Genomic DNA, 16930 nt, shown 5'->3' with positions numbered 1-16930 from the left:
CGTCGCGACCTTTCTGTGCAACATGTCGGCACAGGTCAACCGGGCGGGCCAGCCTCGATTGGTTTACTCACTCGACAAGTGCGCGAGAATGCTTAGCATTCCGTAACGGCATGGAGGGTATACAATAATGTACAAAGTCGAACTGACAGAATCACTGTTTCCAGCGCAAACGGACACGGCATTTCGGCAAATGACGATTGCCGAAATGCTGCGCGAACAGGCTGCGGAGCGCGGAGATCAGCTGGCACTGCGGGAATTGCTGGAAGATGGCAGCATGGGACGGGATTGGACCTATACCGAGCTGCTTGCCGATTGTGAGAAGCTTGGTCGCGCCATGGCTTCGCGCCATGCCGAGGGCGATCGGATTGCGATCTATGCCTCAAACTGCCCCGAATGGGTGCTCTGTCAATACGGCGCAGTGCTGGCCGGTCTTACCGTCGTTACGGTCAATCCTGCATTTATCCCGCGAGAGCTTCACTATGTCCTCGAGCAGTCCGGCGCGACGGCGGTGTACCATTCACCGGTCGTTCGCGGCACGGACCTGAAGGCAATTGTCGACGAGGCCAGCTCCACCCTTCCGGCTGTCGTACACCGGATCGAGATTACCAATCTCGACGCGTTGTTCGAGGGGCATGATGTCGGCAGCCTGCGCGAGACGGATCCCGACCATATTCTTCAGATCCAATACACCTCGGGAACAACTGGCTTTCCGAAGGGCGTGCTCCTGAAACAAGGCGGCATCCTGCAGAATAACACGGATCTGATGCGGCGCTGGGGCGCGACTCCAGGAGCAATTGACCTGACCCCTACCCCCCTGTTTCATGCTGGCGCATCCTGCTTCATGTTCGGCTGCCTGGTCATCGGCCTCACCTTCATCCCGATGCCAGCATTTGACCCAGCCAATATGATCACCGTGATCGAACGGGAGAAGGTCGAATTCACTGGCGGTGTTCCGACGATGTTGGTGATGATGGTCGACGAAGTCCACCGTTCTGGTCGTGACATGAGTTCGGTGAAGGCGCTGATGTCTGGCGCCTCTATGGTTGCTCCAGAGCTGGCGCGAAACGCGCGCGATGCCTTTGGTGTCGGCGTCCAGGTCATTTACGGACAGACTGAGGCATCTCCGGCGATTACCTTTGGCTGGGCCGATGACAGCGAAGAGGATCTGACTGAGACGATTGGGCAACCCATGCCGCACATGGATGTTGCGATCATTGATCCAGGCAGCGATCGGATCTGCGATATTGGCGAACAGGGCGAAATTTGCGTGCGCGGCTACAATGTAATGGCCGGTTATAACGATAATCCCGAAGCTACGGCTGAAACGATCGATGCCAATGGATGGCTTCATAGCGGCGATCTCGGAACGATGGATCCGCGCGGGTACTTGAAAATAACCGGTCGGGTAAAAGAGATGATCATCCGCGGTGGCGAGAATTTGTTCCCGGCGGAGATCGAAAACGCAATGCTCGAGCATCCGGCTATCGCTGAAGTCGCCGTGGTTGGCGTGCCTGATGAAAAATGGGGCGAACTGGTCGCCTGCTTCATGCGCGCTGCAGACGGTGGCATTCCCGAGCCGGCAGAACTCAAAGCCTTTGTCCGCGACCGTTTGTCGCCACAAAAGACACCGGCCTATTGGATTTGGGTTGAAGAATGGCCGATGACGGGATCTGGCAAGATCCAGAAATTTGCCATGGCCGAAGCGTTTACACGCGGAGAATATGACGCTCAAACGGCTTAGGCGCTAGTTTGCAACTGGCTCCGCGACAGCCTGACCGCGGGCCACCTCGCCGGCGATATGACGAAACGCCTTCTCGAAAATGGCAGGCGGCTGCCCGCCATTGATCACATATTCATCGTTCACGATGATAGTGGGCACAGACTGCACACCCCGAGCGCGTTGATGCGATTGGGACTGACGCACATGACCAGCATAGTCATCGCCGGTCAAAATTTCCCGTGCTCGCGTACCGTCTAGGCCGACAGATTCAGCAATCTCGACCAGCGTCTCATGGTCGCCCATATTCTTGCCGTCAGTGAAATATGCCGAAAACATTGCGTGTTTGAGTTTCCGTTGCTTGCCCTCTTCCATCGCCCATTCAAGCAAGCGATGCGCATCGAAAGTATTGTAGATCCGAAACCGGTCGCCGGTATTCATAGCAAATCCTGCCTCTTCGGCCCGTGCGCGGATTTCGCCACCTCTGCGCTTCGCTTCATCTTCAGACATACGATATTTGCTGGCAAAATAATCGGCGCGATCGATCCCCTCGGGTGCCATGTCGGGGTTCAGCTCGAACGGTTCAAAGCGGACATAGGCTTCGATCTCGTCGCCGATTGCGACCAATGCCTGCTCCATATTCTTAAGGCCTACCACGCACCAGGGACAGGATATGTCAGAGATGAAGTCAATCTTGAGTTGGGTGGTCATGGTTCGCTCCTGTGACAAGAGGGGTTGGGCATTGAGACTCGTCAACCAAGCAATCATAGCATGATTCAGGGATTGAATGATCTCTTGACTACTCGATCCGTCCATAGCGAAAATATTCTAAAGGAATCAGACCAATCGTCGTGTTTCTGTTGCTTGCCGGTTATGGTAGTGCTGCCGCGATAAAACGAAAATAAGATATCGGGCCGCACATGCGATACACTTTTGGAGACTGCGTCTTCGACGCAGATACGTTCGAGTTGTTGCACAACAGTGTGGTGGTAGACACTACGCCCCAAGCCCTCTCGCTTCTCCAATTTCTTATACTAAATCGCGGCCGACTCATTACCAAGGACGAGATTATCGACGGTGTGTGGCAAGGCCGATCGATCAGTGATTCAGCCCTTTCCGTGAGGCTGCACGCTGTCCGTCACGCAATCGGTGACAATAATCAGCAGATGATCAAAACTGTTCATGGACGGGGTCTCCGCTTTTCGGCGGTTGTTCAGGAACTGGCTCCACAATCAATCAGCACATCCAATGAACTCCCCAGAACCATCGTGCACTCATCGCGCCCGCCATCCGTGGCCGTCCAACCCTTCCACATGTTGGTTGATGGCGGGGAGAATGCTTACCTAGCTGAGGCACTTCCCGATGAAATGATCACGGCCTTATCGCGACTGCGAATATTGCGAGTGGTTTCGCGCGGTTCGAGCTTCCGCTTTCCATCCTTTTCAACAGACCACAGAACCCTAGCAACAGAGCTCGGCGCCGATTATTCAGTTGCCGGCGAGATGGAAATACAGGGCCAAAAACTCTCTGTGTCGATCGAACTATCCGATACCGATGAAGGCGCCGTGATCTGGCGGGATCGACTTTCAATACCGCTTGGCGACATTCATCAAGCACGCGAAGAATTTGTGCAACGGATCGCGAGTGCCATTCATCATCATATCGAGCGAAGCGAGCTCAATCGAGCGCGAATTCAGGTGCCCGAATCATTGAGCGCCTGGCACGGTTTTCATTTTGGAATGCAGCGATTGATGTGGAATCGACGCCCAGACTATGAAGGTGCACGAAACTATTTCAGCAATGCAATTGACGCCGACCCATCATACGCGCGCGCAAATGCGGGCCTTGCGACCATGTATATCTGGTCCTTCTTCTTCTCCTGGGAGGAAGATTTAAAATCCAGATTGGCCGCCATGGATCGAACCTCGCGACTGGCCTATGAGCTTGATCCATCGGATCCATTTTGTGTGATGACGTCCGCCAGAGCCGATATGGCGCTTGCCCGTCCTGCAGAGGTGATGGACAAGCTAAACCGCGCCGTGGAGCTCGGACCAAGCGATACCCATGTGCGCTGTGAAATTGGGCGGGTACTGGCAATTGGTGGCCATGTCGATGAAGCCCAGGCCCATGTCGATGTTGCGGACGAGCTGCATCCGCTGGACCTGTCACCCCGGCAGCCGTTATTGGTCCATATCTATATCCAGCTGGTTCGCGAGAACGGACCACAGGCGAGCAAATATGCAGACCGATTGATGAGCCTACCGGCCCCTACAATCTATACTCTCTTTTCAGTGATTGCCGCCTATCACCTGAACGGAGAATATGCGAAAGCAGCTGCATCAGCAGCTGAAATCAAGCGGCGCTTTCCCGGAATGACCGGTACGCGTTTCATTGCTGTACAACAGATGTTCGGTGATCAGCTTGCTGGGCTTTTTAGAGAGGTATTTGCCGCTCACGATTTGCACTAATAGAAGATTGCTACCTTCTGAACCTGGCCTTCTAATCGGCATGCTGAGCTGCATATCTCATTCAAAATACATGAATCTTTGAAAAGATTAGGCGATCCATCGCTTTTCTGAATATCTCTGACACACGCTAGTCATTTCTCCTGCGTAGCATCCTAGCCTATACCCTTGTGACGACACCCCGAGAGACAGGAGATGGAGATGGACGCGAAGACAGGCGAAATGGATGGCGGGTGCCCAATGGGATTTGACGGTGGCGTGCGCTCGTTACTCGGCCAACAGAACCGTGACTGGTGGCCCGACCAGCTGCAACTCGAAGTGCTCACGCAGAACGGCAAATCTCCAAGCCCGATGGATGCGGATTTTGATTATGCCGAAGCTTTCAAAGCGCTCGACTATAATGCGCTAAAGGCTGATCTTACGGCGCTGATGACCGACAGCCAACCCTGGTGGCCCGCCGATTATGGGCATTACGGCCCCTTCTTCATCCGCATGACATGGCATGCCGCAGGTACTTATCGCGTCTCGGACGGACGCGGCGGCGGCGGCGAAGGGCAACAGCGCTTTGCACCGCTTAACAGCTGGCCAGACAATGGCAATCTCGACAAGGCGCGCCGGCTTCTGTGGCCAATCAAACAGAAATACGGCAACAAGATCAGTTGGTCTGACTTGCTATTGCTCGCCGGAAATGTCGCGATTGAATCCATGGGCGGCCCAACCTTTGGTTTTGCCGGTGGCCGACCCGATACATGGGAGCCGCAGCGCGACATCTATTGGGGCAGTGAAGAAAAATGGGTGGATGATGGCGCACCCACGAGGATCAACCCCGACGAAGAGAAAGCATTGGAGACCCCGCTCGCTGCAATCCAGATGGGCCTCATCTATGTGAATCCAGAAGGCCCGGGTGGCGAACCCGATATTATGGGCTCTGCTCGCGATATCCGCGAGACCTTTGGTCGCATGGCAATGAATGATGAGGAAACTGTTGCACTGACGGCCGGCGGTCACACCTTCGGCAAAGCCCATGGCGCAGGAGATGCAGCACTAGTGGGATCCGCCCCAGAAGCAGCTTCAGGTCCGAATATTGCTGCTCAAGGCTTTGGATGGGAGAATCGTCATGGTTCTGGCGTTGGTCCGGACGCCATCACCAGCGGAATCGAAGGCCCTTGGACCAATACGCCAGATAGCTGGTCAGAAAATTATTTCCGGCTGCTGCTCGATTATGAATATGAGCTCGTCGAGTCCCCGGCCGGTGCCAAGCAATGGCAACCGATCGATCAGGCCGAAGACGATATGGCGCCAGATGCGCATGACCCGTCGAAAAAGGTCCCGACGATGATGACGACGGCCGATATGGCGATGAAAACCGATCCGGATTATCTCAAGATTTCAGAGCGGTTCCGCGAAGACCATGACGCCTTTAAGGATGCTTTTGCGCGGGCCTGGTTCAAGCTCCTGCATCGCGATCTTGGTCCCAAGGCGCGGTATCTTGGGCCGGAAGCTCCTGATGAAGATCTCATATGGCAGGATAATGTTCCTACAGGGTCGGCGCCGTCCAACAGCGACGTGGAAGCCTTTAAATCCGCCATTCTTGGCAGCGGGCTGAGCGTTGGCCAGCTTGTGAAGGCGGCCTGGGCGTCTGCGTCTACTTTCCGCGGCACGGATTATCGCGGCGGTGCCAATGGCGCGCGCGTGCGTCTTGCGCCGCAAAAGGATTGGGCGGTCAATGATCCCGCTGACCTGGCAGCGACGCTTGCCAAGATTGACGAACTGCGGGGCAGCCTCTCCATGGCGGACGCGATTGTCCTAGCCGGCAGTGCTGCGGTCGAAAAAGCCGCAAGCGATGCCGGATCGACCATTTCCGTGCCGTTTACCGGCGGACGCGGCGATGCGACGGATGAACAGACGGATGCGGACAGCTTCCAATATCTGGAGCCGAAAGCCGATGCCTTCCGCAACTATCTCTCGGCCAAACATTCGGTGCCGACCGAAGAGCTGATGCTCGACCGGGCATCCTTGCTCAACCTGACGATTGCGGAAATGACGGCCCTAATTGGCGGCCTGCGCGTCCTTGGCGCAAACACCGGCGATAGCCAACATGGCGTGTTCACCGATCGGGTCGGACAGCTGACCAATGACTTCTTCGTCAACCTGCTTGACATGGCCACGGAATGGACTGTGGTCGATGATAGCAGCGAAGAGGAATTTGTCGGTACCGACCGCGCCAGCGGCGATCAGAAATGGACCGCAACCCGCGCCGATCTCGTGTTCGGATCAAATTCGCAACTGCGCGCGTTAGCCGAAGTCTATGCATCCGATGATGCCGGCGAAAAATTCGTCGCCGATTTTGTCGCGGCCTGGACCAAGGTGATGAACGCTGATCGTTACGATCTCGGCTAATCGCTGGATCACCACTGGATTGAATATCTCCACCGGACCTCTCCGTCCGGTGGAGAATTCCTAGTAACCGACGGCTTGCCCGTCCTTGCGCATTTCGGTGGCCCCGGAATAGACTCCCGTTTCCGGATCCCGGGCGATCGCCTGATAGCCGCCAAACATGATGCCGTTGGTCACGACTTCCACAGTATGCCCCATTGCGCGCAACTGCTCGACAGTCTCATCGGGAATGCCCGCCTCGACGCTCAAGACACCCAGCAGATTGGCACCGGTACCTTCAAGATCGTCAGTCGGCCGCCGTCCGCCATCATGATTGAGACGCGCGGCATCTCCGGCCTCCTGAATATTCATGCCATAGTCGACCATGTTGATCAGCACCTGGACATGGCCCTGGGGCTGCATCCCGCCGCCCATCAGGCCAAAGCTCATAAAGGGCGCGCCATCATACATCACAAAAGCCGGGATGATCGTCTGGAACGGTCGCTTGCCCGGCGCATAGACATTGGGATGATCTGAATCGAGAGAGAATAGCTCTCCGCGATCCTGGAACATGAAACCCAGCCCGTCGGCGACAAGGCCCGAGCCCATGCCGCGATAGTTGGACTGGATGAGCGAGACCATCATTCCGCTGCTGTCGGCAACGGTCAGATAGGTTGTGTCGCCCTCCCCTTCGATCCGCGGATCGCCGGGTTGAAATTCTGGATTGGCCCGCGCCGGATCGATCTCCGAAAAACGCTGGTGACCATATTCCGGTGAGAGCAATCCTTCGATCGGAATGTCGGAAAAGGCCGGGTCAGCATAAAAGCGTGCAAGATCTTCGAATGCCAGGCGCTTGGCTTCGGTGATGTAGTGCAAGACTTCAGCGGACCCACGCGGCCATTGGGACAGATCGACATTGCGCAAGATGTTGACCATCTGGAGTGCGGCAAATCCCTGGCTATTGGGTGGTAGTTCGCACAATTCATATCCGTCGCGATAGGCAACACAGCCCACCTCGACCCATTCGCTCTCATGGGCCGCAAAGTCTTCAAAGCGCAGATCCCCGCCGATGCGCCGCATATAGGCATCGATCGTCCGCGCAATTTCACCTTCATAAAAGGCTTCACGGCCACCGGTCGCGATCGCGCGATAGGTTTGCCCCAGATCGGGGTTTCTGAAGATATCGCCCGGTTCCGGCGCACCGTCTGCGAAATAGGTCGCGCGGGCATTGTCAAACTCGCCGATCATCTCGAGCCGCTCTTCGAACCGCGCCAGGTTGCGCTCGAAATAATGCGCAATCACCGGCGCCATCGGAAAGCCATTCTCGGCATAGGCGATGGATGGCGCGAGTATTTCCTCCATCGACAGCCGACCAAATCGGCCATGCAACTCGAACCAGCCATCAACGGCACCCGGTACGCTCACCGGTAAATGTCCAAAGGGTGGAATCGACGTCGCATCGCGCAATGCCTCGCGCAGATCATCATAGCTGCGCCCCATCGGGCTCCGGCCAGACGCATTCAATCCGTAGAGACGACCCGTTTCCGGATCCCAAATGATCGCAAAGAGGTCGCCACCAATTCCGTTACCGGTCGGCTCCATAAGCCCAAGCGCCGCGTTGGCCGCAATTGCGCCGTCCACTGCGGTGCCACCGGCCTGAAGAATATCGATCGCAATCTGACTTGCGAGCGGGTGCGCCGTCGCGGCCATCCCGTTTTGTGCATATACCGGGCTGCGAGACCAGGCCGCGCCGACCGGCCGCCCGCCAGCACCAATAGAGTCCGTGGCGGCTGTTGCTTCGCTCTCAGTCGTCTGCGCCATCGCCGTCGCCGATACTGACACTGCGAAAGCAGCGAGTCCCGCGCATAGATATCCACTCAATCTCTTCATAGCGACGGCTTCCTTTCAACCCGGGGAAAAGGCGCGGCCCAATATGGCGCCATGTCCGGTTTCATTTTGCAGCTTTTCTCGGCCCCGTCCACGCCGCATCTTCCATTCGCCGCCCGACCCGGGCAAGGACGGGCCATGCTGGCTTTCCTCAGGACCAATGCGCGATGGATCGCCGGTGGATTTCTGCTCACCTTCTTTTCCTCGTTCGGACAGACATTCTTCATCGGATTGTCCGGCGGAGAGTTGCGCGCGAAATTTGATCTGAGCGACGGCGAGTTCGGACTGCTCTACATGACGGCGACCTTGGCAAGCGCCGCCACACTCCCCGCACTTGGCAGAACATTGGACAGTATGCCGGGCTGGAAAGTTGCGCGCTTCGTGATCCCGGCGCTCGCCGGTGCCTGCCTGCTGATCGCCTTTGCGCCGATACTCTGGCTGGTGCTCGCGGCCCTCTATCTGCTGCGCTTGTTTGGCCAGGGCATGATGGCGCATATCGCGCTCACCGAAACCGGGCGCTGGTTCTCTGCAAGTCGCGGGCGGGCCATGTCGCTGGTCGTTCCGGGCCACCAGGCGGGCGAGGCATTGTTTCCGGTCACATTCGCAATCATTGCCGCAGCCTTTGGCTGGCAGATGGCGTGGATTGGCGGCGCGGCGTTCCTGATGCTTGTTGCACTGCCCCTGATCATTTGGCTCTTCTCGGTCGAGCGCGTGCCGACCTCGGCCGAAGATAGCGCGACACCTGAGCGCACTGCGCGTGATTGGACACGTGCCGAAGTACTCCGAGATCCCTATTTCTACATGCTGCTTTTCTGCGTCCTTGCTCCGCCATTCATTGGCACGACGATCTTCTTCCACCAGGACTATTTCGTCGATCTGAGAGGCTATGATCCACTGGCCTTTGCCGCTGCCTTCCCGGTGATGGCAGCAACCACGGTGACCTTCGCCTTGATCAGCGGCAGCCTGATCGACCGATATGGTGCGCTTGGCATATTGCCGTATTTCTTGCTGCCACTGGCTATAGCCAGCCTTGCAGCGGGGCTCGTGACGCCAGTCTGGGGTGTCTATGTCTTCATGGTCCTGCTCGGCGTCAGCTATGGCTTCACCTCGACGCTCGCTGGAGCGCTGTGGCCTGAGCTCTATGGCATCAAACATTTGGGCGCGGTGCGATCAGTGATTGTCGCCGCGATGGTGTTTTCCACGGCGCTTGGCCCCGGCATCACCGGAGCGCTGATCGACATGGGCATCGGATTGCCGGTGCAAATGCTCTGGATGGCCGGCTGGTGCATCGTCGCATCGCTCTTGCTTGCGCTGATGACACCAGCCCTGCGGCGTCGAACCTAACCCGGAATATCGACGACGATTTTCCCGAAATGCTTCTGGCCCGCCTGATGCTGGAACGCCTCGGATAACTGATCCAAGGCGAAATGCGTATCGATTACCGGCTTGATGCCAGTGGCATCGATGGCTGCGACCAAATCGTGCTGATCAGCCTGACTGCCGACAGTTATCCCAGTCATCACTAGATTTTTCTGGAAAAACAGAGCAGTCGGGACTTCGCCAGACAGGCCAGTCAGCACCCCGATCATTCCAATATGTCCGCCGGTACGACACGCATGGATCGATTGGGTGAGTGTACCCGGGCCGCCAATCTCAACAACATGGTCAACGCCGCGTCCGGCGGTCCAGGCCAGCGCGGCCTTACCCCAGTCGGGCTCTTCCTTGTAATTGATCACATGATCGGCGCCGAGATCGGTCAGTCGTTCAAGCTTCTCACCTGATGATGACGTCGCAATCACTGTCGCGCCCGCCGCTTTAGCGATCTGCAACGCAAAGATCGAAACGCCGCCTGATCCTTGCACCAGAACGATATCGCCTGGCTTGGTGTGCGCGGCGACCATCAAGGACCGCCAGGCCGTTAGCGCGGCGCAGGGCAAGGTTGCGGCTTCGGCAAAACTATACCCCTTCGGCATCTTGGTGAATGCCGTTGCTGGCGCGGCAACATATTCGGCAGCGAAACCATCGGCATGATCGCCGGGAACACCGAGCCGTTTTTCATTCTCGCCCGGTCCGTCCGCCCATCCGGGGAAGAATACGGACACGGCATGGTCACCGGCCTGCCAACCCATGACGCCTTCGCCGACGCCGATGACTTCGCCCGCACCGTCAGACATTAATATCCGGCCATCGACTGTCGGAATGCCGCCGATCGCAACGACATAGTCATGATAGTTGAGCGAATTGGCACTGACTTTGACGAGGATCTGCCCGGGACCTGCCTCGGGCTGATCGCGGTCGGCGATCACGATATTGTCCAGGCCACCTGGCTTTTTGAGCGTTCCGGCTTTCATCTATGCGACATCCTTGAAGTTACCAGGCCGTTTGGCCATGCCTGCCATGACGGCTTCGATCTGATTGGGCTTGCCGATTACACCGGCCTGTTCACGGGATTCCTCAAGCAGGATTTCCGGCGCATTCTGATCGCGAGACATGTTCAAGAGCCGCTTATTGGCGCGCACCGCGTCCGGGCTTTGTGCCGCAATCTCGTGCGCGAGCTTCATCGCTTCGCTATGCGGATCATCGGATAGCTTGGTGGCAAAGCCATATTCTTTTGCTTCTGTCCCATCGAAGATCCGGGCCGTGTAGCAAAGCTCTCTGACCACATCATCGCTAGCGAGATTTCGGACGATCGGGATGCCGGCCATATCCGGTACCAGACCCCATTTCATTTCCATGATCGCGTGGCGCGTATCAGGAGCGGTCACGCGAATATCGGCACCGCATGCAATCTGGAAGCCACCGCCAAAGGCAACGCCATGGACAGCCGCGATCACTGGAACCGGCAGCGTATGCCAGCCCCAGGCGACATGCTGGAACTTGTTCGCATCACCATAGACCCGCTTCATCAGGCGATCGGAGCCCGACCCGCCATCATCATCGTCATTGGCGCTGTTTTGCGCCATTCCGGCAAAGCTCGCCATATCGAGACCTGCACAGAAGGCCCGGCCTTCGCCGGACAAGACCACCGCCCGCAGGCTGGAATCTTTGCCAAGTTGATCGATCGCATCGACAATCCCGTCGAACATGGCAGGATCAAGCGCATTCATCTTGTCGGCTCGATTGAGGCGCACATCGGCGACACCCTGGTCGTCAATGGCGATAGTAACGCGGTCGGTCATCTGCTTCTCCTTTACGTCAACTTTGGCACAGCAGCGCGCACAGGCGCAACAGGGATCGGTCTAGGAAATCTTCACTACGGACAATTTCGGCATGCTGGCCAATGGTTTGTCGGCGCAGGGTTAGAAGCGGCCCTGTACGGACATTTGATACCCATTGGGACCCGGCGCAAAACCGGATTGCGCCAGTTGCTGCCGCGCATCTTCATTGGCCACAGTGATCCGCAATTCGGCTGAGAAGTCTCCGTCGGCCAAGATGCGGACATCCATCTGTTCCATGCCACTCTGACTGATCAGCGGCAGAAGTAATGCATCATCTTCGCACGCTGCATTGCCGACCAATGCTTCGGGTAAGGCGATGCCGCCCAGGCTGCCACCGATCCGTGCACGAACCAGGCCGTCTGCATCTGCGCATTGGCCGTTATCGAATTCCACGGTGACATTTTCGAGCTCGAGCGCGGACACTGGCAGTGGTGCGAATAGCCAGTCGGCCGGGAGCGTCGCATTCATGTCGCTTATTCCGGATACGGATATTGTGCCCCGAAAATCGCCAAATATAGCCGCATTGTCCGGGCTGCGAGCGACAGCAACCCGCGCGCGGCCTAGCATGAGCGGGAACAGGTTGAGTCCTGCATCAACATTGCCGAGTGCAGCGTCGCCGAACTGAGATTCGATCAGCTGGCCGTTCCACACACTGCCATCTGCAGACCGTGCCGCCACCCCGCGATCGCTCAAGCCGAGCCATTCCATTCCCGTCCGCATCGGCAGCAAGGCCAGCAGGGCAACGATAAACACCGCGCCGAACAGGATAATCCGTGATCGGGAGGATACGCCGTTCATTGACCGCGCGCGCCGCTGCGGAATGTAACATCGACGGTCAGCGTCTCATCGGCATTCGGGCGAGCAACCAGCGCTTCGACATGCAATCCAAGCCGCGTTTCCATGTCCACAGCCCAGCCGAAGAAAGTCTGCGGGCGCGCGGCGCTGATGACGATGCGGGCCCCATCCGTCCCAGCCGCGTCGGCCTGGGCCGTGTTGAACCCGACGCGCACCGCTTCCGCCGTCACGATATCGGTGATCCGACCGGTGAGCGGCGGCGACGGATTGGCGGCGGCATCTTCGATCGCTGCCAGTCGCGTTTCGACCCGCGCCAATGCGAGCACGGCGGCATCGTGACGAGCCTTGGCGGATTCCCGCATCGCATCGATAGGCCGAATGATCAGCAGCCAGCTCAACACGATAACGGCCAATGCGCCCGCAACACCGATCAACCAGCGTTCGCGCAGGCTTTGCGCCATGAACCAGATACGTATGCGCTCCATCATGGCGCGCTCACCCTATACTCGGCGATCTGACGCCCGCCACCGTCACGGATTGCACCTGGCGCGACCAACAGTCCTGACGCCATCATGCGCTGCTGGAAGGCGACGAGTTCAGCTTCACCCGGCGCCGCTGCAGTCACCTGCAATCCGCCATCGACATCGAAGATCAACGCCTGCAGCTCGACACCCGCTGTCTCGCGAACAGCGGTAAAGGTCGCGCTCGCAATCTCGCCATAGCCTGCACCGCCACCCAGCGCGTTCAATCGCGCGCGCAATTGAGCATCCGGATCGGTTATCTCGACAGTACCGGGTATCGCATCGCGCGCGGCTTCCACCGTCTCGCGCTCAAGCGCATCGGCGGCAAAGCTGTATCGGGCAATCATGGTGAGCTGGATCAGCAGCGTTACTGCCAAGATAGCAGCGGCAATGATTGCGATCCTGCGAACGAAGCCCGGATCAAGTTTCAACTGCCGCCGCTTGGCATAATCCCCCTGCCGCAGGTTAAGGGGCAGCTTCTCCAGCGCCTCGCCTATCTCGCCCTCGAATTGCTCGCTTGTAATATTCTCCAAAGGCGTATCGCCGAGTAGCAAGGCCGCGATATTCGCTTCGGCGACAAAGGCTCGATTGGCGCCACGGACGATGGAGTCGTCACCATTGCTCAAAATTCGGGCGCCATCATCCGGCGGGCACAGCAGAAAGGGCTCAGGAACGACCAGATCGGGATCGAATCCATAGTCAGCCGCTTGCGCCAGCCATGCGTCCATATTGGCTCGAGAGGCGAGCCCGATACAGCGCTCATCACCTTCGGCACTGCCGACCGCCAGATGCTGCCTACTCAAGGGTTCGGCGCTTAGCTCTTCCGCTGCAATGCGAGCCGCGGCCCGCTCCTGAGCAGTCGTTAAGCCGCCGGGGATCTTGGTCCAATGCGTGGCAACGTCCGTGCCGGGGACAACCAGCACGGATGTCTCAGCTTCATCACCCTGCTCATCCGAAGTTGGCAGCGACTCAAGGCCGGATTGCCGGACCACTGATCGGCCATCGACCAATCGCATCCATCCGGATTGCGCGCCAAGAAAGACGACAAGGTAGTTCCCGCTCACTCGTCCGTCCCCCAACGACGGGACACGATACGGGCTGGCGACACGCTTGCATCGATAAGGGCGGACTGTTGCAGTTCGACATCTCCAAGCCGGACATCGAGATCAAGCCGGAAATAGCGCGTGCGAATTTCTGGCTGGCCGATCACTTCGCTCATTGGCTCCTGATTGGCGAGCACTGGCTGGTTCCAGAAATCCGCAATCGAATTCCAACCATTTTCCGGACGCGCCGCAATGGCCTGGCTGGCGCCATTGGCATCGAGACGGTTTGGCAAGAGCATTGCAATAAGAGGAGCCTGTTCTGGAAGTAGCGTATTGACGTTGATCGGCGACAATTCGGTCGTCGGCAACGCGCAGAGCCAAGGTCGCATCCGCTCATAATAGGCTGGCGTTACACCGGCAACCGCGCGCAGCTCACTGACTTCGGCAAGCAAGGTGTTTCCAGTTCGATAGGGTTGGTCCGCCTGTCCGTATGTCCGATCTTCATTACCACTCCGGGCCGCAATAGAATCCGCATCAATCCAGTCGGCGAGCGACCAGGCAATCCGTTCGGCATCACCCCGCGGTATGCGCAGCGCCGTCATCAGCCCGGTAAATTGCAGAACGCCGACCTGATCAGTCGTCAGAGCAGCTGGATCCTCGCCGCGCGCCACACTGTTGAGATTGAAACAGTTGCTGCCGTCCCAGATCGTCGCTTCGGCGACGCCCCCACCGGGTAGAGGCAACAGAGTCGGCTCCCCAAGCCACCCGCCCTGAAGCGTCGTCTTTCCCGGTGTCGTCGCCAGCAGATCGTTGATCCGCAATATCGCCAGCGATTCCGCGCCGGTCGCGAAAGCGCGTGACTGATCAATCGATGCAATGTTGCCGGCAAGGCGTGTCGCGAGTTGCAGACGCTCCAAAGAGGCCGCCGCCAGCGCCGCCATTATCGCAACCAGCAGCAGCACCGCCAAGAGTGCGGCACCTTCCTCTGATGGCCTGCCGGGCTTCATCCTGTCACGCTCGTCTGAAACAGCTGGCGAACGGGACCCCGGCCTTCGATGACCACAGTCAACTCGACCGCGTCGGGCAACTCGGTTGCCAGGGTTGGATCCCAGCGATCCCGCCATTCGCCTTCGCTGCGATACCGAAGCGCGATAGTTTGTACACCGCTGACAAGCTGAGCGGCCGGCAATGCTTCGCTGCCATCGACATAGGGATAGGCTTGGCGCTCCAAGACACCATCAACCAGGCGATAGTCGACCTTCTGCAAAGATGAGCGCGCATCGCCATCATAATTGCTCCAGCCGCGCCGAACAAAACTGATCAGGAGATCGCCGTCAGCTCCGCCCCCACCGAAAAAGGCGTTTTGACGAGCTCCCGCTTGGTCGCGAGCCGGTCGGGGAGCGATCTGACCCAGATCGTTCGTGAGCGCTGCATTCATCCGGCGGATCGAACTCATTTCTGTAAGCACTTCGCGAGAGGCGGTTTGCGAATCCACGCTGAACCGCAGCAATGAAACACCAGCGGCTGACACTATGCCAAAGATAAACAAAGCAACCATCAGCTCCACCAGGGTGAAGCCCATCTGCGTATCGCGTCGCGTACTCATTGGGCTGCAAACCGGAAGATAGTGAGATCAGCCGCGCGACGGCCCGTCTCGTCGACCACGGCGATTTCTATCTGCAATATCCGCGATTCCGGCGATGGTGCTGTCGTCCGCGTCCATTGCCATGTCCGGCCGCCATTATTCTCCTCTCCACTGACCGCACCGATTGATGGCGGCACCGGATCGGTCAATGTCTCAACGGCAATATTGCGCGCGACGATTTGTCCGACCGTACGGTCGGCAATCTGGCTGGTGTTGGTAACCGTCACGGTTTCGAGATTCAGCAGGGCGAGCGCCGCAATGCTGAACACCGCAAGAGCGACCAGCATCTCGAGCAGCGTGAAGCCGGTTTCGCTATGTGTCCGCCTAGCCATCGATTGAGATAGTTCCATCTGCACCAATTGAGACGCTGACGCTGTTTTCGTCGCGCGCCAGACTGACGTCCAGCGGATCGTTCAGGCCAGTAGCGTCAAAGATGATGCGGGTGCGTTCAGTGGAAGTCGGCGTAATGGACACCACGACATCTTCTGCCCATTCGCGATCCTCAAATGGCGGGCGCGCCATGGAAATCCAGTCTTCGCCGTCATGGCGTTCAAACCCATAGCCGGTGGGAGAAACCCACATCGCCGTATCGCTCATTTCGACAATTGCGGCCTCCTGCGCGGCATGTGCACGAGCGGCAAAGGCCTCGCCTTCATCAATCAACCGTCCACGCGGATCGGGCATGACGAACACGACTGCTGATGCCAGCATCCCCAGGATCACAAGCACTACCATCAATTCGGTGAGCGTGAATCCGCCCTCCCGATCCGGGATGTCAGCCTTTAGGCCAATGCTATTCCCAGTTGCCGATATCAGCATTCTCGGCCTCGCCGCCCAACTGTCCGTCGGCACCAAATGTGTAAATGTCAAAGGAGCCGCCGCTCTGCGTTCCGGGCATCGTATATTGATAGGGATTGCCCCAGGGATCATTCGGCAAGCGGCGGATATAGCCGCCGCTGCGATACCGTTGTGGCTGGGCAAGGTCGGTTGGCGGTGCCACCAGTGCCTGCAGTCCCTGCTCGCTTCGTGGATAGGTCATATTGTCGAGACGATATTGCTCAAGCGCTGATTCCAATGTGCTGATATCGGCGCGCACTTTTGTCGCGTTCGCTTGATCAGCAGCCGGCAAGACATTGATGACGACAACCGTGGTCAGCAAACCAAGGATCACGAGTACGACCATCAACTCGGTCAACGTGAAGCCGTCTTCATTGCAGTTTTTTTCGCCAAGTTTGCGACGAAGGAATGCGATTACAGACATGG

16 protein-coding genes and 1 pseudogene are annotated in these 16930 nt (G+C 57.9%); 5 read left to right on the top strand and 12 right to left on the bottom strand.

Going from position 1 to position 16930, the window contains the following annotated elements:
* Nucleotides 1-127 precede the first annotated feature (127 nt).
* Nucleotides 128-1741 (top strand): class I adenylate-forming enzyme family protein, encoded by a 1614-nt coding sequence (locus HFP51_RS03315; RefSeq protein ID WP_176874359.1) that lies wholly within the window; start codon nucleotides 128-130, stop codon nucleotides 1739-1741.
* A 3-nt stretch (nucleotides 1742-1744) separates the two neighbouring features.
* On the opposite strand, the gene HFP51_RS03310 is transcribed toward HFP51_RS03315, so the two are convergent.
* Nucleotides 1745-2428 carry a DsbA family oxidoreductase gene (locus HFP51_RS03310; RefSeq protein ID WP_176874358.1) on the bottom strand — a complete coding sequence of 228 codons (684 nt, stop codon included), beginning with the start codon at nucleotides 2426-2428 and terminating at the stop codon, nucleotides 1745-1747.
* A 209-nt stretch (nucleotides 2429-2637) separates the two neighbouring features.
* Between HFP51_RS03310 and HFP51_RS14795 the strand changes: the two are divergent.
* The 3 genes and pseudogenes from HFP51_RS14795 to katG all read left to right on the top strand — a co-directional run.
* Nucleotides 2638-2859, top strand: a pseudogene (locus HFP51_RS14795) (transcriptional regulator); the annotation flags it as partial.
* Nucleotides 2860-3246: 387 nt separating this feature from the next.
* A complete protein-coding gene (locus tag HFP51_RS14695) occupies nucleotides 3247-4185 on the top strand; it encodes a hypothetical protein (RefSeq protein WP_255454811.1) in 939 nt (312 codons plus the stop codon).
* A 198-nt stretch (nucleotides 4186-4383) separates the two neighbouring features.
* Complete coding sequence (gene katG, locus HFP51_RS03300; protein WP_176874356.1) at nucleotides 4384-6582, top strand: catalase/peroxidase HPI; 2199 nt, start codon at nucleotides 4384-4386, stop codon at nucleotides 6580-6582.
* Nucleotides 6583-6642: 60 nt separating this feature from the next.
* Here the strand turns inward: katG and HFP51_RS03295 are convergent, their stop codons facing one another.
* Complete coding sequence (locus tag HFP51_RS03295) at nucleotides 6643-8379, bottom strand: gamma-glutamyltransferase family protein (RefSeq protein WP_255454810.1); 1737 nt, start codon at nucleotides 8377-8379, stop codon at nucleotides 6643-6645.
* Between the two features lie 204 nt (nucleotides 8380-8583).
* On the opposite strand from HFP51_RS03295, the gene HFP51_RS03290 reads away from it, so the two are divergent.
* The gene (locus HFP51_RS03290) at nucleotides 8584-9789 is read left to right on the top strand and encodes a nitrate/nitrite transporter (RefSeq protein WP_176874354.1); all 1206 of its coding nucleotides are present in this window, start codon (nucleotides 8584-8586) and stop codon (nucleotides 9787-9789) included.
* On the opposite strand, the gene HFP51_RS03285 is transcribed toward HFP51_RS03290, so the two are convergent.
* The 10 genes from HFP51_RS03285 to gspG all read right to left on the bottom strand — a co-directional run bounded on the left by HFP51_RS03285 (nucleotide 9786) and on the right by gspG (nucleotide 16928).
* Complete coding sequence (locus HFP51_RS03285; RefSeq protein ID WP_176874353.1) at nucleotides 9786-10796, bottom strand: NAD(P)-dependent alcohol dehydrogenase; 1011 nt, start codon at nucleotides 10794-10796, stop codon at nucleotides 9786-9788. The two genes, HFP51_RS03290 and HFP51_RS03285, sit on opposite strands and share 4 nt — an antisense overlap.
* The gene (locus HFP51_RS03280) at nucleotides 10797-11624 is read right to left on the bottom strand and encodes a crotonase/enoyl-CoA hydratase family protein (RefSeq protein WP_176874352.1); all 828 of its coding nucleotides are present in this window, start codon (nucleotides 11622-11624) and stop codon (nucleotides 10797-10799) included. It lies immediately after the preceding gene.
* A gap of 120 nt (nucleotides 11625-11744) precedes the next feature.
* Complete coding sequence (gspN, locus tag HFP51_RS03275; protein WP_176874351.1) at nucleotides 11745-12461, bottom strand: type II secretion system protein N; 717 nt, start codon at nucleotides 12459-12461, stop codon at nucleotides 11745-11747.
* A complete protein-coding gene (gene gspM, locus HFP51_RS03270) occupies nucleotides 12458-12946 on the bottom strand; it encodes a type II secretion system protein GspM (RefSeq protein ID WP_176874350.1) in 489 nt (162 codons plus the stop codon). Before gspM ends, gspN begins: the two co-directional genes overlap by 4 nt.
* Nucleotides 12943-14043, bottom strand: coding sequence for a type II secretion system protein GspL (gene gspL / locus HFP51_RS03265; protein WP_176874349.1), 1101 nt, complete (start codon nucleotides 14041-14043; stop codon nucleotides 12943-12945). The genes gspM and gspL overlap by 4 nt, the downstream gene beginning before the upstream one ends.
* Entirely contained in the window at nucleotides 14040-15029 is a 990-nt protein-coding gene (gene gspK, locus HFP51_RS03260; protein ID WP_176874348.1) for a type II secretion system minor pseudopilin GspK, read from the bottom strand. Before gspK ends, gspL begins: the two co-directional genes overlap by 4 nt.
* Entirely contained in the window at nucleotides 15026-15628 is a 603-nt protein-coding gene (gene gspJ / locus HFP51_RS03255; RefSeq protein ID WP_176874347.1) for a type II secretion system minor pseudopilin GspJ, read from the bottom strand. The genes gspK and gspJ overlap by 4 nt, the downstream gene beginning before the upstream one ends.
* Nucleotides 15625-15999 carry a type II secretion system minor pseudopilin GspI gene (gene gspI, locus HFP51_RS03250; protein ID WP_255454809.1) on the bottom strand — a complete coding sequence of 125 codons (375 nt, stop codon included), beginning with the start codon at nucleotides 15997-15999 and terminating at the stop codon, nucleotides 15625-15627. The genes gspJ and gspI overlap by 4 nt, the downstream gene beginning before the upstream one ends.
* On the bottom strand, nucleotides 15992-16486 hold the full coding sequence (locus HFP51_RS03245) for a prepilin-type N-terminal cleavage/methylation domain-containing protein (RefSeq protein ID WP_255454808.1): 495 nt from the start codon (nucleotides 16484-16486) through the stop codon (nucleotides 15992-15994). The genes gspI and HFP51_RS03245 overlap by 8 nt, the downstream gene beginning before the upstream one ends.
* Nucleotides 16461-16928 carry a type II secretion system major pseudopilin GspG gene (gspG, locus tag HFP51_RS03240; protein ID WP_176874345.1) on the bottom strand — a complete coding sequence of 156 codons (468 nt, stop codon included), beginning with the start codon at nucleotides 16926-16928 and terminating at the stop codon, nucleotides 16461-16463. The genes HFP51_RS03245 and gspG overlap by 26 nt, the downstream gene beginning before the upstream one ends.
* Nucleotides 16929-16930 lie beyond the last annotated feature (2 nt).

This window comes from Parasphingopyxis sp. CP4 (assembly GCF_013378055.1).
Classification (GTDB): Bacteria; Pseudomonadota; Alphaproteobacteria; order Sphingomonadales; family Sphingomonadaceae; genus Parasphingopyxis.
This window is presented reverse-complemented; position numbering and strand designations above follow the sequence as displayed.